The 14,133-nt window shown below is 48.0% G+C and carries 12 protein-coding genes; 3 read left to right on the top strand and 9 right to left on the bottom strand.

Translation table 11 applies throughout. From position 1 onward, the window contains the following. Positions 1 to 143 precede the first annotated feature (143 nt). Positions 144 to 1,037, top strand: coding sequence for a LysR family transcriptional regulator (locus tag DWY84_RS06740; RefSeq protein WP_118531933.1), 894 nt, complete (start codon positions 144 to 146; stop codon positions 1,035 to 1,037). A 242-nt stretch (positions 1,038 to 1,279) separates the two neighbouring features. Next, positions 1,280 to 2,167, top strand: a complete 888-nt coding sequence (locus DWY84_RS06735; RefSeq protein WP_118531931.1) for a LysR family transcriptional regulator — start codon at positions 1,280 to 1,282, stop codon at positions 2,165 to 2,167. Between the two features lie 3 nt (positions 2,168 to 2,170). On the opposite strand, the gene DWY84_RS06730 is transcribed toward DWY84_RS06735, so the two are convergent. The 9 genes from DWY84_RS06730 to DWY84_RS06690 all read right to left on the bottom strand — a co-directional run bounded on the left by DWY84_RS06730 (position 2,171) and on the right by DWY84_RS06690 (position 13,056). Next, positions 2,171 to 3,472 carry a GntP family permease gene (locus DWY84_RS06730; protein WP_118531929.1) on the bottom strand — a complete coding sequence of 434 codons (1,302 nt, stop codon included), beginning with the start codon at positions 3,470 to 3,472 and terminating at the stop codon, positions 2,171 to 2,173. Positions 3,473 to 3,679: 207 nt separating this feature from the next. Further along, positions 3,680 to 4,972 (bottom strand): hypothetical protein, encoded by a 1,293-nt coding sequence (locus tag DWY84_RS17725; protein ID WP_243024782.1) that lies wholly within the window; start codon positions 4,970 to 4,972, stop codon positions 3,680 to 3,682. Positions 4,973 to 5,054: 82 nt separating this feature from the next. Then, positions 5,055 to 5,606, bottom strand: coding sequence for a hypothetical protein (locus DWY84_RS06720; protein WP_118531927.1), 552 nt, complete (start codon positions 5,604 to 5,606; stop codon positions 5,055 to 5,057). A 6-nt stretch (positions 5,607 to 5,612) separates the two neighbouring features. Beyond that, complete coding sequence (gene fadK / locus DWY84_RS06715; RefSeq protein WP_118531925.1) at positions 5,613 to 7,250, bottom strand: medium-chain fatty-acid--CoA ligase; 1,638 nt, start codon at positions 7,248 to 7,250, stop codon at positions 5,613 to 5,615. Positions 7,251 to 7,381: 131 nt separating this feature from the next. After that, positions 7,382 to 8,392 carry an electron transfer flavoprotein subunit alpha/FixB family protein gene (locus tag DWY84_RS06710; RefSeq protein WP_118531923.1) on the bottom strand — a complete coding sequence of 337 codons (1,011 nt, stop codon included), beginning with the start codon at positions 8,390 to 8,392 and terminating at the stop codon, positions 7,382 to 7,384. Between the two features lie 19 nt (positions 8,393 to 8,411). Then, entirely contained in the window at positions 8,412 to 9,200 is a 789-nt protein-coding gene (locus DWY84_RS06705; RefSeq protein WP_118531921.1) for an electron transfer flavoprotein subunit beta/FixA family protein, read from the bottom strand. Between the two features lie 11 nt (positions 9,201 to 9,211). Continuing rightward, positions 9,212 to 10,354 (bottom strand): acyl-CoA dehydrogenase family protein, encoded by a 1,143-nt coding sequence (locus DWY84_RS06700; RefSeq protein ID WP_118531919.1) that lies wholly within the window; start codon positions 10,352 to 10,354, stop codon positions 9,212 to 9,214. Positions 10,355 to 10,455: 101 nt separating this feature from the next. After that, positions 10,456 to 11,691: a CoA transferase gene (locus tag DWY84_RS06695; RefSeq protein ID WP_118531918.1), complete on the bottom strand. Its 1,236-nt coding sequence runs from the start codon at positions 11,689 to 11,691 to the stop codon at positions 10,456 to 10,458. Between the two features lie 180 nt (positions 11,692 to 11,871). Next, positions 11,872 to 13,056 carry an acyl-CoA dehydrogenase family protein gene (locus tag DWY84_RS06690; protein WP_118531916.1) on the bottom strand — a complete coding sequence of 395 codons (1,185 nt, stop codon included), beginning with the start codon at positions 13,054 to 13,056 and terminating at the stop codon, positions 11,872 to 11,874. 312 nt (positions 13,057 to 13,368) lie between these two features. On the opposite strand from DWY84_RS06690, the gene DWY84_RS06685 reads away from it, so the two are divergent. Continuing rightward, positions 13,369 to 13,773 (top strand): PaaI family thioesterase, encoded by a 405-nt coding sequence (locus DWY84_RS06685; RefSeq protein ID WP_118531915.1) that lies wholly within the window; start codon positions 13,369 to 13,371, stop codon positions 13,771 to 13,773. Positions 13,774 to 14,133: the final 360 nt, after the last annotated feature.

Genomic DNA, 14,133 nt, shown 5'->3' with positions numbered 1-14,133 from the left:
TTACCGGATGCATTTGATAATTTTATAACATTTTTTAACATTTCTCTGGAACTTTTATTGATAATCATGTATAATAACCGTAATGTCTGCAGTGTCTCCGACCTGCAGATTTTGCTTCGAAAAAAGCACAAAGGAGAAGCATTATGAATCTGCAGCAGCTGTATTATTTTCGCAAGCTGGCCGAGGTGCAGCATTATACAGAGGCAGCCAAAGCGCTCTACATCACACAGCCAAGCCTGAGCGATTCCATTTCCTCTCTGGAAAGCGAACTTTCTGTTGCATTATTCCAGAAAAAAGGAAGAGGCATCGAGCTCACCAAATACGGGCAGGAATTTTATCAGTATGTGAATCAGGCACTGGGGATCCTGGAGCATGGTATTGCCATTATGAAAGAAAAATCCGATTTGGTGACCGGAACCATTGATGTAGGCTGTATCCCCACCCTACTGGGAGATTTTCTTCCGGATGCGCTGGATCTGTACCACGAAAAGCATCCGCAGGTCAGCTTTAATATTTTTCATGAAAAGTCCATTCCGGTAGCAGAGGGAGTCTCCACCGGTAACTATGATATCGGCTTCTGTTCCATGGTAGAAAACAAGCCGGATCTTGTCTTTGTTCCTATCACCTTCCAGGAACTGATCGTTATTGTGCGAAATGACCATCCGCTGGCATCGCACGATTCCATCCAGCTCTCCGATCTGCAAGACTATACCCTGTCCACCTACCGGGACACGATTCCCATTGGCAAAACCATCCGGAAAATTCTGAAAGACAAAGGTCTGAAAGCCGCTTATTCCTATGACGATGAAATCTCTATTGCCGGGCGCATCAACCGTTCCTCCAAGGCGGCCATTGTTGCGAACACTCCGTTTTTGAAACAGTTTGACAATCTAAAGAAAATCCATTTGACAGACGTTCCTCTGGGCACCCGCATGATCTATATGGTCTACAGCAAAAAAAATTTTATTACGGCAACCGTGGAATCGTTCGCGAACTTTATCGTAGCGCACTGCCTTGACTTGCCTCCGGAATCTTAAAATATCGGGATTTTTATACAGAATTGTATGGAATATTCACAAGGGGATTTACGGCTTCTTTTTATGGGAACGACATAAAAGAAGCCGTATCTTCTATAAGAAAAAACCGGAAAAATGTCTTATGACACCTTCCGATTTTAGTATAAAACAGTTTTATCCTGTATTCAAATCAATTATTTTTATGTTATAATAGATTTTGTCTATCATACATCATTACATAGTTTAAGAAAGGCAGTCCACCCATGAACCTGACTCATCTGCGTTATTTTGCAGAACTGGCACACACGCACCACTATACACGCGCCGCACAGAATCTGTGTATTACCCAGCCCAGCCTCAGTCATGCTATCTTTAAAATGGAAGAAGAACTCGGTGTTCCATTATTTGAGAAAAACGGAAAAAATACCGTGCTGACTGTGTTCGGAGAACAATTTCTGCGCAGTGTTGAAAATTCCTTAAAAACACTGGATGATGGCATTGATTTTCTTCAGCGCACTGCCCGCGGCGAAGGGGTGATCCGTCTCGGTCTTGTGCGTCCTCTGGGTGTGGATTTGATTCCTTCTCTGGCGCGCCATTTTCTCACGCTGCATCCTGACCGCGATATTCATTTTTCCTTTCAGACTGACGTGACCCAGAATCTGGTAAATGACTTAAATGCCCATCATTATGACCTGATTTTCTGTTCACACCCACAAAAAGAGAACGGATTGACATCCCAAACCGTACATCGGGAAAAGCTGGTGCTGATCGTACCCCAAAATCACGAATTGGCAAGATTTGACTCCGTAAACCTGGAGCAAACCCTGCCATATCCGTATGTTTATTTTTCCGAAGCATCCGGCATTCGCTATGAAGTTGATAAAATGTTCCAGGCATTGGGAAAACGCCCTCATATCGCTTATGAGATTGTGGAGGACCAGGTCACGGCCGGTCTTGTAGCCCACGGTTTCGGCATTGCCATTGTCCCGGAAATGGAACTGCTCTCCAGCCTGAATATTAAAGTGATCGAAATCCTTCATCCAATCGTAAAACGCAACATTTATATGATAAGCAGCAATCAGTTTTATATGCCGCCGGTTGTCCGGAATTTCCATGATTTTGTATTGGAAGCCGTATCGCAGAACCTTTAACTTTTAAAAAATAATTCCAACGGTCGCCATCATTGTAATAATGAAGCCTGCAATCACACATGGAATCGTAGACCCCAGCACAATATGCTTATAGCTTTCCGCCAGTGTACATTCACAGACAGAAGTTTCCATAACTACCGGTGAAGCATTCGGAAGTTTGTTCAGAGTAATACCAGCCTCTACCACAATTCTGTGGAGGGCATTGATATTCGCGCCCGCTGCAAGGAACTGTTTTCCGAAGCTCTCCAAAAACAGGGTTTCCGCTGTAATCGCAGAACCAGTCATAGCTCCACAGATCATGGTTCCAAGCCAGGTCTTTAAGTAAATCGGAAGTGTAATATTTAATACAAACTCCTGTACAGCATGGAAAGCCGGTGCCTGTGTCAGGACCTTGGAAAGACCAATGACTGCGGCTACCGTCAGCATTGTGCTTAATCCTGACATTGCCCCACCTTTCAGAGATCCCTTCAGGTTTTTGATTTTTTTAAACTGTGTCACAATAATCACAAGAACGCCGGTCAAAAGCGCGCAGCTCAAGCTGGTTGATGTTCCCATACCGGAAGTTACCACTACCACTGCCAGTACCAGGATAAACGGCAAAAGAGACATAAACAGACCAGGAAGCTCGTTATCTCCCATGACGCTCTTTTCTGTTTTGTACAGTGCCATCCGTTCTGCTTCCGACATTTTTTCCATGCTCTTCTTTTGCGCATAGTTGAAATATATTACATACCAGGTGCAGGTGATTACTGAGAAAATCACCGCCAGGACCGGAGCTACACCAAGTGAAGTGCCAAGGAAATTACTCGGGATTACGTTACAGATATCCATGGAAAACGCAAATCCATTCGCATTCGCACCTCCCGCGATCATCAAAAACGGAAGCAGCCGACGATCCATCTTATTTTCACGAAGCAGGCTGTCTGCGATCGGATAAAGAACAAATACCATAATATAGCCGTTAATACCCAGCAGTGTAATAAAGAATGTACAGATCATAATGATCAGCCCCACTCTTTTGGCTCCAAGTGCAGCAGATAAAGATTTTGCGACCTTGGTAGCCAGCCCTGTCTGATTGACCAGTTCACCAAAAATGCCACCCAGCGCAAGAATCAAAAACCAGGAGGTGCAGAACGAGCCAGCTCCTTCCGAAAACGTTTTCAGTAAACCTTCCCAAAAATCAAGTCCGCTTGTTACAAGAATAATTGCAGCTGTTACTACCGATGCCGTAATCATATCAACACCTTTGACGATCATAACAATCAGCAGCGCGATCGCTATGATTAATCCAATAGCAGATAACATATCGATTCCCCCTCGTATTTCATCATTTTTCGTAACGTTTCTGTACCTTCACAGACACAGTAAAAAATCATTGAAAATGTCTCCGTTCCGCTTCGGCCGGTGCTGTGTGCCGCTGGCACACAGCACCCTTCGGCAATGGGATTTTTGCCTGTAATCCATGTTTTCGTACGGTCAGCATAGTGAATACGCAGACCGGCTGAACCATTACTATTTTTCTTTTGTCATGTGTGCATAATCTGCATCCGGCCACTTTCGGATGACATTGATAATGGTCGGTATGATCAGAGTAAACAACGTGATGATCGATGCAAATGTAAGTCCCTTCGATACCAGCGCAGTCAGTCCCATCTGGGACACTGCCCATGTAAGCACAATATAAACCAGCGTTAATACTGCTCCCCGCTTGTTTCTCTTTGCCGCGGAAACTTCCGGGGCTTCCTGTTTTCTTTTCTGATACCAGTTTAAAATACGGTCATTGAAGCCTTGCGCGTAATTGATTGCCGTTGAAATGGTTGCAAAGAATATGGCCACAGTGATCAGCGTAAGAAGGATGGTCTTTATCGCTCCACTTCCAACGCCATTTTGTACAACAAGAATGGTATATACCGCACGTCCATTCGACCATCCTTCATAAACAGCCGAATAATTTGCAGCCAGATTGATCACATTCATTTCCAGAAATGCCCAGTTTGCAATCACAGACAGCACAACAGCCCATCTGAGTGTTTTTTTATTGGTAAAAAGCTGCGCATGATTAACATAGGCTCCAAAACCTGCCAGATTCTGTCCTGAAAAAATATACGCCCAGCAAAAAGCGACCAGAAGATACTTTAAAAAGCTTCCTGCACCTGCGGCAATATCGTTGTGAAGCTGTTGGGACATGATGCCAAGTTCCGAAGACAACCTGCCGGATGTGATATTATATAGAATATTAGGTACATGAACTGACATCAGCGCAATGAAAATAACAGCACTCATGAACACTGCATTCTTCCGGACCAGATCTGTGCCTTTCATACACAGAACAAACATAAGAACACCGATAATAAGTGTAGAATACAGATATGGAATTCCCGTCAGTTCTTTTAATGCTGAACCAGAGGTGGAATAGGCAAGCGCCATACATACGATCAGAAGCCAGTTGAAATTAAATTCATAAATGTACTGCATCGGTCTGGCAAAAATCCCATTGCAAAAACGCGAACCATACCGCCTCAAAAAACTGCTGTAATCAAATGTACGGAAATCCATAGCGAATTTCATAAAGAAATAGATAATAAAACAGTTGATTACCGCTACAATAAACGGCATAAACAGACAAAAATACGGCTGCGCAACAACCGGCAGCATCCCATAAAACCCCGTATTTCTAAAAAAATAAGTCCATGGCGTAGATCCAGACGCGAATCCGCCGCCACACTGCGAACTAAATGCTATCGACACAAAAACAAGAACGGTTTTCCAGTCTACTTTGCATTCCACATTTGTTGTTTTTCCCATAGAATTTCCCCCATTATCTGTACATCCCCATATACAGATTTTGTTATTATTTTAACATATTATTGTAAAAAATTACAGTATCTCACATCTTATTTGCTCCACTCTGCCACTGGGCATTCATCTTATCCAGGGGTACCGCAACGAGTCCGGTCTGTCTATCATAAACATAAATGATAAATCCTCTCTTACACCGAAATACACATTCCAGGCATGGATCTTCATCACAGTAACAAAAGGCATCGGTATCCGCCAGGGCAAATACCATTGGCGAATGTTTTCCTTCCATTACGTATTTTAAATATCCCCCCGTAAATGTTTTCAGATAAATCCACTCTGGATGACGTCCATACGGCTTCATCTTCCACGATACGCGGACAGCATTATCATTATAGCCGCCTGTGATCTGATAGGTAATATCCATCACATCTCGCGTGGAGTCGGCTTCTTCAGGAATCAGCCTTTCCGCCTTTTTTCCACAGCACAGAATTTCTTTTTCCTCCAGGTTCGTTCCTCCTGTCACCGGATAAAGAGCTCCGCATTCCGGGCAGCGGTAAAATATAACATCCGGGCACTGTTTTTCCAGTGGCTTTCTGGTATCCTTGCATCTGCGCGGTCCAAATTTCTGTTCAATCATAGTGAATCATCCCTTCAAACGCTTTTCCAGTTCCTGCTTCAGAAGATATTTTTTCACCTTTCCGCTTCCCGTATGTGGAATGCGGTCAATTAGTTCTAGCCGCTCTGGCCAAAAACGCTTTGGAATTTTCTTCGAATGCAAATAGTCCAGTACATCCTCCAACTTCAGATTTTCATATCCCCGAAGCGGGACCGCAAATGCGCAGATCCGTTCTCCGAGACGATCATCCGGCATTCCGATAATGGTATGATCACCCATTCCAGGGCATCCCTCTAAAGTATCATTGATCTCATTGGTATTTAAATTTTCACCGCCCCGGACAATCATGTCTTTTTTTCGTCCGATAATGTGAATATTTCCATGCTCATCCATGATACAAAGGTCACCACTGTGGAACCAGCCATCGTCATCCAAAGCTCCATCCGTGATCTCCCGTGCTTTTAAATACCCGACAAACACACTGGGGCCTCTTGACAACTCTTCTCCCGGGATTCCCACACCTACGTCGTTCCCATCTTCGTCTACCACCCGGATCTCCACACCTTCGATTGCCCTTCCGGATGTCGTTCCATTCAGCGCAAGCGCCTCATCCGGACGAACAAATGCGTGTGGCACACTTTCCGTGGATCCATAGACTTCGCAGAGAAGTATTCCATACTGTTTTGCTCTCTGTATCAGATACCCCGGAACCGGCGCACCGCCACAAAGATAAAACTTCAGAGACGGAATTTCACCGCCATTTGTCTCCAGCTCCCTTAAAATATCGTAGATGAAAGGGGTTGCTCCCATAGAATAAGTAACATTTTCCTGGTTCATAAATTCAATGGCCGATCTGCATTGATATTTCTGTTGCAGTACCACTTTCGCACCATGAAGCATCGGCGCAATGATCGCGTGGTGAAATCCAGTCGCGTGATGAAGCGGTGCCGGCATGAACATGATATCTTCCTCGGTAAGACCAAGCTCCCGGTTGAAGGTTTCTTCTGCATAACGCACATTATCATGCGTCAGCAGAACTCCCTTCGTACCTCCAGTTGTGCCGGAGGTGCAAAGAATAACCGCGATATCCTGTCCGTTTTTAGTGTGTACACACCGCTCCTTCGGAAGTGGCCCATAAGAAGTAAGAATTTCCCGAAGCAAAGCTGCATCGCTCTTACGCTCTTTCACACTGTCGATCAGCACGATGTCCTTTAACAGCGGCACCTGATCCCGCACTGCAAGAATCCGCTCTTCATAATCAGTCTTGTAGAAGAATGTCGGTCCAAAATAACACCGGGATTCTGTTATGTTTAAGCTTCTTGCCAGTTCCTTCTCCTCATAGGACATGGCAATGGGATGGGCCACCGCTCCCACCTTGTAGCAGGCAATGGTCAACATGGCAAACTCACTCCAGATTGGAAGCTGAAAAGAGACCACCTCTCCTGGCTGGATTCCCAGTCCTATCAGATACGATGCCACCCGGCCTGCTGCCTCATCCAGTTCCCGGTAGGTATAACGGTTACCACGGTCGTCGACCACATATTCCCGGTCCGGATACGTTTCTACCGTCCGGTCCCAGCAGTCCAGCAGCGTTTCATCTTTCCAGTACCCCTGCTCCCGGTACTGTTTTTGCAGATTCGGGTTGATCTTCCTTTCCTCAAACATAACGTGCCTCCTTACATCCGCCAGCATGCCGTCGTCCCGCCAGACTCCCGCTTCTATACGCGGAAGGCTGCTGCAAAAAGTGGGACCATTCCATCCTTTTTGCGGCAGCCCTTCTTTCTGGTCCTGTGGTATTATGCCTGCTGCTTTGCTTTCAGTTCTTTTACCAGAGCCGGAACAATCTCAAAGACATCGCCCACGATTCCGTAATCCGCAACCTCAAAGATCGGCGCGGTCTCATCCTTGTTGATGGCAACAATGGTGCCGGACCCGCTCATGCCTGCCACGTGCTGTACCGCACCGGAAATGGCACAGGCAAAGTAGATCTTCGGAGTTACGGTGGAACCGGTCTGGCCTACCTGCTTACTCTGGGGCATCCAGCCTGCGTCTACGGCTGCTCTGGAGCAGCCCACGGTTCCGCCCAGCACATCTGCCAGTTCCTTTAAGATTCCAAAGTTCTCGGCATTCTTCATGCCGCGGCCGCCGGATACGATCACATCTGCCTCATCAAGACGCATATCGTTATCCTCACATGCCTTGATGAAATTCAGCACCTTTGTGCGGATCTCACTCTCCGGGGTATGGATTTCTTCTTTGATGATCTCCGGCTTGTTGTTCTCATTGCGCTCTGGTTTCTTGAAAGCACCAGGACGGCAGGTACCCATCTGCGGTCTGGTCTCGCTGCAGAGAATCTGCGCATACAGATTACCGCCGAAAGCCGGTCTCTCCCAGACTACATTGCCTGTCTCTTCCTCTACACTGAGGGCGGTACAGTCCGCGGTAAGGCCGGTGCGGAGGCTGACCGCGATCTTGGAGCCTAAGTCTCTTCCGTTTACGGTAGCACCTACTAAAATGGTGTTTGGATCATATTTCTCACAGAGCTTTAAGAATACATTTCCATAAGCGTCCGCGGAATAGTTCTCATACTCGTCGCCCTGGATCACATAGATCTTGTCGGCTCCGTAGGCTGCGGATTCCTTCACGGCTGCGTCTACATCCTTACCAATGACAATGGCGCAAAGCTTCTGTTTCAGCCCGTCCGCCAGCTTTCTTCCCTGTCCTAACAGCTCCAGACCAACGCTTTTCGGCTGTCCCTGGAAGCTCTCGATAAATACCCATACGTCCTTGCATGTATCAAAACTCATCTTCACGACCTCCTTATTCTTACAGTACCTTCGCCTCAACCAGCTTTCCGATTAAATTGTCCGCGATCTCCACCGGGCTTACGCCTTCGATGTTCACACAGTTTGCGGTTCTCTTCGGAGTGAAGGTTGCTTTTACCTTGGTCGGTGAACCCTTCAGACCCATCTTGGTGGTATCTGCATCCGGCAGGTCTGCCAGAGTAATCTGTCCGATCTCAGTGTTAAAGGATCTCATCACGCCCTTTACCGTTGCGTAACGCGGCTTGTTACTCTCCTTGGTTGCGGTACACAGAACCGGGAATTTGGTCTCGATGACCTCCACGCCCTCTTCTACCTGACGCTCTGCGATCACCTTGCCACCCTCAACCTTTAAGCTCAAAACGTAGGTTAAGCGGGTGGCCCCCAGATGCTCCGCGATACTCGGCGCGGTCTGGCCGGTATCTCCATCGATGGCCTGCTTTCCGCCCAGGATCACATCGTAAGCACCCAGTTTCTTGATGGCCTGAGATAAGATGTAGCTGGTTGCGTAGGTATCGGAACCGCCAAACGCGCGGTCTGTTACCAGATAAGCCTCATCCGCTCCCATGGCCAGTGCCTCTCTTAACACTGCCTTTGCCTGAGGCGGTCCCATGGAAATGACGGTCACCTTGCCGCCGTACTGGTCTTTTAAAGAAAGTCCGGTCTCCAGCGCGTTCTTGTCGAACGGATTCATGATGCTCGGCACGCCGGTACGGATCAGTGTATTTTTCACCGGATCGATCTTGATCTCTGTGGTATCCGGAACCTGTTTGATACAAACAACGATATTCATCTTCATTCCTCCTATTTGTATTCTTTATTTAATACGTTGGCGATGGTCAGTCTCTGTACCTGGTTTGCGCCCTCAAAGATCTGGAATACCTTGACATCACGCATCAGCTTCTCAACCGGGTACTCCTTGCTGTAGCCGTATCCGCCGAAGATCTGAACTGCGTTGGAGGTCACCTCCTGGGCACAGTCGGAAACAAAGGTCTTGCAGATGGAGCCCTCTTTCTGAACCATGATGCCCGCATCCATCATCTTCATAGTGTTATTGACCAGACATCTGGATGCCTCGATCTTGATGGCCATATCGGCTAACATCTGCTGTACCATCTGGAATTTGATGATTGGGGTGTTGAACTGTTTTCTCTCTTTTGCGTACTTTACAGACTCATCTAACGCGCGCTGCATGATGCCGACCGCCAGAGTTGCCACGAATGCGCGGGATAAGTTTAAAGCGTTCATAGCCAGCTTAAAACCGCTGCCTTCCGGTCCGACCATGGCAGATGCCTTCACGCGGACATTCTCAAAGATCAGGTCGGTGGTATTGGACAGGCGCAGGCCCATCTTGTTCTCATGAGCACCTACGGTCACGCCCGGCGCGTCCGCGTCGATGATAAAAGCAGAAATCCCCTTGTGACCTGCTGCCGGATCGGTCTTGAAAAAGCCTACAAATACGCTTGCTACCGCACCGTTGGTGATGAAGGTCTTGGTTCCGTTTAAGATGTACTCATCTCCGTCCTTCACTGCAGTCGCGCGCATGGCTGCCGGATCGGAACCGGCATTCGGCTCAGTTAACGCGAAACCGGCAAATGCGCCCGGTGCTACTTTGTCGGCGAAATACTGGCCCTGCTCTTTGGTGCCTGCCAGGATCACGTTTCTTAATGCTACGAAGGATGTAACAAAGGTGATGGCATAACCGGCATCGACCTTGGCCAGTTCCTCAAAGATCATAGCTGTAGTCTCATAGCTTAAGCCGGCTCCGCCGTACTCTGCCGGAACCTCCAGCATATGAAGTCCCATATCAAATCCCCATTTGTAAAGTTCTTTGGGACACTCACCCTTTTCGTCCGCATCTTTCACATACGGCTTGATCTCATTCTCCGCCATCTCTTTCACAAGAGCGATCAGTGCTTTCTGTTCCTCGGTATACATTAAGCTCATATCTGTGTCACCTTCCCCTTTCTCTTTATGCTTTGTCTTTTCCTATTGTTTCGGTCAGGCGGCTTTTTTTCGCTGCCGCCCGGCCGCGTCACTATGCTGCCTTACAGCTTCTTAAGCTTCTTCTCTCCGGTCGCGGCGCCGGAAGCGATTGCCTCTTCGATTTCCGCGTCACTGTATCCCAGATGCTTCATCAGCTCTATCGTATGGGCACCCTGGGAACCACCGATCACATATTCCGGTTCTCCCATGCTGCCGAAGCGGATCGGGTTGGTCGGCATGAACCGCTCACCGGACGGATATGGGATCTTTGCCAGGATATGGTTGGCTGCTGCCTGCTCATCCTGGTAGATATCCACCGGCTCCATGCAGGCCTCACACGGCATATCGTTGGCTTTCAGCCGCTCCATCAGTTCATCTCTGGTGAACTTCGCAATGGCTCGGTCTAACGCAGCCACCACTTCCGGGTTCAGGCCGTTGGCGTTGATGCTCTCGCAGCGGCGGTACTTCTCTTTCGCCTCCTCCGTCAGCATCTCCGGTGCGTCCAGCACAGTGAACATCTTTTCATAATCGCGGTCATACTCTGGACAGCAGATACATACCCACTTGCCATCGCTGGTACGGAACACATCGTTAAACGGGTTTACCACCTCGGTACGGTTCTTCGGATACTGGTTGCCGTACTGGGCGGAGATCAGGCCTGTGCTGAGGGCGTAAACGGCTGCGTGATGCAGGCTGACGGTTACTTTGTCGCCCTTGCCAGATCTCTGTCTTCCAAATAAAGCGGCGCAGATGCCGGAAGCCAGTGCCAGGGAAACCTGGAAATCACCGAAGCCGTTGGTCGGGATCATCGGCGCGTCACCGCGGTTTACGGTGGTTCCGAATACACCGCCTCTTGCCATATAGCAGGTTACATCAAATCCAGCCGTATCCTTCTCAGGACCGTTTTCACCGTACCCCAATACCTGTGCAAAGACCAGCCGTGGGAACTTTTCCTTCAGAGTATCGTAATCGAGTCCCAGCTTCACCAGGGACTTAGTTCTGGTATTCGTCACAAACACATCGGCCTCTGCCAGAAGTTTATATGCGATTTCAAGACCTTTTGGATCCTTTAAATTCAAAGTAATAAATTTTTTATTTAAATTAGCTACATCAAAAGCCAGATTTTCTTCATCGCTATAGGGCATATTGAATACAGCCCCCTGGGTTCTCGCCGGATCACCTTTTGCAGATTCGATCTTTACGCAGTCAGCTCCCCACTCGCCCAGTACGCGCACCGTAGTCGGCGCGGCCAGATACGTTGTCAGGTCAACAACTTTAATTCCTTCCAAAGGTTTCATATTATATCCTCCGTTTCGGTCCGGTCACGTTCTCTCCCGGACCGGTATAAAGGGAAACAGGGCCCCAGGTCCAAGTAAGAACCTGATGACCCTGTTTTAGGCATTTCTATATTCTTTCTGGTTATCGTATGAGTCGTTTCGCATTTTTACGCGATTATGGTAATGCTTTGTTTCCTGTAATTACAGCACGTACTCCATGTGAGCACCGTGTTTGATGGTATTTCTGGAGATGGTGATTCTCTGAACGGTCGGAGCGCCCTCTTCCAGCCACATTGCGCGGCAGTCGCGGTAGAGTCTCTCAACCGGGCCGTACTTGCAATCCTCAAAGTAGCCTACGCCGCCGAAGATCTCCAGCATCTCATCACTGACTTTTCTGGTGGTGTCGATACTGAACAGCTTGCACATTGCAGCCTTCTCCTCGATGTACTCGCCGGTCGGATTCTCCATGTAAGCCTTTGCGAAATCGTAAACCATGCAGCGCAGCGCATGTACCATCATGGACATATCTGCGATCTTTACGCGGATTGCCTGACGGGTTCCGATCGGCTTGCCGAAGGTTACACGGTCATGAGCGTATGCTAAGGACAGCTCTAACATTCTCTGTGCCATACCCAGGTTACTTGCTGCAATATGAGCGCGGGATACGGATAAGGAGTGCATTGCGATCTCAAGGCCCTGTCCCTCACGGCCCAGCAGATATTTCTTGTCGATGCGGCAGTTGGTGAATTTCAGATCGCCATGTCCTGCGCCGCGGCAGCCCATCATGTGCGGCATGTTGATGACTTCAAATCCCGGTGCATCCATCGGTACGAAGAATGCGGAAAGTCTGTCGTCTTTGTCGGAATCCGGGTTGGTCACTGCAATGACATAAGCAAATTCGCAGCAGTCGGTGTGGGAGATCAGAGTCTTCTCACCGTTTAATACGTAGCTGTCGCCATCTTTTACTGCCAGGGTATGCAGGTCAGCGCCGGTACCACCGGTTGCCTCAGTCAGGGCGAAGCAGGTGAACACTTCCTTATTCTGGAACTTGGACATGTACTCTGCTTTCAGCTCCGGGCTGCCGTAATCATCGAGGATTCTCCAGTTTAAGTCCATTGCATAGTGCAGATGCATTCTCATTCCGCCCGGGCCTCTGGAGAACTCTTCCTGTACCTGTAAGATCTCAAGCTCGTTTAAGCCCCATCCGCCGTACTCTTCCGGTAAGGAACAACGGTATAAGTTGTTCTCGATTGCCAGATCGTAGAACTCCTGCGGGAACTTGTTGGTTACCTCAACCTCTTTCTGGATCTCCTCCAGCGGTCCCTCTGCCAGCTCGCGGATCTGTTTTAAGTAAGCCTGGAACTCTTCCTTTGTTAACTTGCTCATGTGATATCCTCCTTATATGAGTGGTTTATTTTGATTGTTTTTTCTTCGTTGAATGTTGCCATTTCTTTAACAATCTTGATAATGCTATTATAACGTGCCCTTCCAGAAATATCCAATCGGCTGTGACCGGACAAGCGAAACAGATTCATCGGAAAAACCTATCAATTCCTTTTACTCTTGTAAAAGGATTTTTCCAGTGATATAGTCTAGCGTGTGAAGGTATAATCTGGCGTAAAAACCGGTATTTTTTCTTTTTTCGCGCACGCGTATTCTTCATTATAATGATATATTTTCGACAAACGGAGGCTTAACATGATTAACAGACCTGAGATAATGGAAGGAATCCGCCGTCACATTCAGCATATCGGCGGTCAGGAGAATTTAAAGATTTTAGAGATAGAGCCGGGACATGCCCGCCTTTCAATCGAAGTGCCGAAGGAGGCATTGAATCTATACGGCAACGCTCACGGAGGTTTTCTCTTCTCTCTGTGCGATATTGCCGCAGGTATGTCCACCTACGCCTGCGAAGTCACCAACGTCACCCAGTGCGCCGGAATTAACTTCGTGCGCGGCATAAACAGCGGAACGATCTATGTGGAATCCAATATCGTTTATAAAGGAAGGCACACCGCCGTATGCCGGGTGGATATCACCGGGGAGGAAGAAGAACTGCTGGTAACGGGAAACTTTACGATGTTCCTGGGGAAGGAAATTTAAAATCGCAATTTAAATCATCATCCGTAAAGTCCGAAGTTCCGGGCACACCATACAAGAAACGCGGCACTAAGTGGAATTTTGTACCTCGTGCGGTCTGGCGCTATGCTCGCGCATGAGGAAAATTCCAATGTGCCGCTCATTCTGTATGGGGTGCCCGGAACTTCTGCTTAGTTAATATGGGCTGCAGTCACTATCTTTCGTAGCGAAGCCAATACAGCAGGAAGTGAATGAGACCGCCTTCCGGGATTTTCAGCATATCAGGTGTTTGCATCTTGAGCACACACGTCCGAATGTGGCGGATGTTAATCCGACACAGGCGAACGCGTGTTAGCGAGAGCAAGCAAACAACGATATGTGAAA

The sequence above is a fragment of the Clostridium sp. AF27-2AA genome (assembly GCF_003478505.1).
Lineage (GTDB): Bacteria > Bacillota > Clostridia > Lachnospirales > Lachnospiraceae > Brotaphodocola.
Note: the sequence above shows the minus strand (reverse complement) of the source record. Positions and strands in the feature narration are given on the sequence as shown.

Bases quoted from the DNA above. Each gene is read 5' to 3' on its own strand.
- fadK (WP_118531925.1), bottom strand. From the start codon at position 7,250: ATGTTTGAGGAAAGGAAGATCAACCCGAATCTGCAAAAACAGTACCGG.
- DWY84_RS06710 (WP_118531923.1), bottom strand. From the start codon at position 8,392: ATGAGTTTTGATACATGCAAGGACGTATGGGTATTTATCGAGAGCTTC.
- DWY84_RS06700 (WP_118531919.1), bottom strand. From the start codon at position 10,354: ATGAGCTTAATGTATACCGAGGAACAGAAAGCACTGATCGCTCTTGTG.
- DWY84_RS06705 (WP_118531921.1), bottom strand. From the start codon at position 9,200: ATGAATATCGTTGTTTGTATCAAACAGGTTCCGGATACCACAGAGATC.
- DWY84_RS06685 (WP_118531915.1), top strand. From the start codon at position 13,369: ATGATTAACAGACCTGAGATAATGGAAGGAATCCGCCGTCACATTCAG.
- DWY84_RS06730 (WP_118531929.1), bottom strand. From the start codon at position 3,472: ATGTTATCTGCTATTGGATTAATCATAGCGATCGCGCTGCTGATTGTT.
- DWY84_RS06735 (WP_118531931.1), top strand. From the start codon at position 1,280: ATGAACCTGACTCATCTGCGTTATTTTGCAGAACTGGCACACACGCAC.
- DWY84_RS06740 (WP_118531933.1), top strand. From the start codon at position 144: ATGAATCTGCAGCAGCTGTATTATTTTCGCAAGCTGGCCGAGGTGCAG.
- DWY84_RS06720 (WP_118531927.1), bottom strand. From the start codon at position 5,606: ATGATTGAACAGAAATTTGGACCGCGCAGATGCAAGGATACCAGAAAG.
- DWY84_RS06690 (WP_118531916.1), bottom strand. From the start codon at position 13,056: ATGAGCAAGTTAACAAAGGAAGAGTTCCAGGCTTACTTAAAACAGATC.
- DWY84_RS17725 (WP_243024782.1), bottom strand. From the start codon at position 4,972: ATGGGAAAAACAACAAATGTGGAATGCAAAGTAGACTGGAAAACCGTT.
- DWY84_RS06695 (WP_118531918.1), bottom strand. From the start codon at position 11,691: ATGAAACCTTTGGAAGGAATTAAAGTTGTTGACCTGACAACGTATCTG.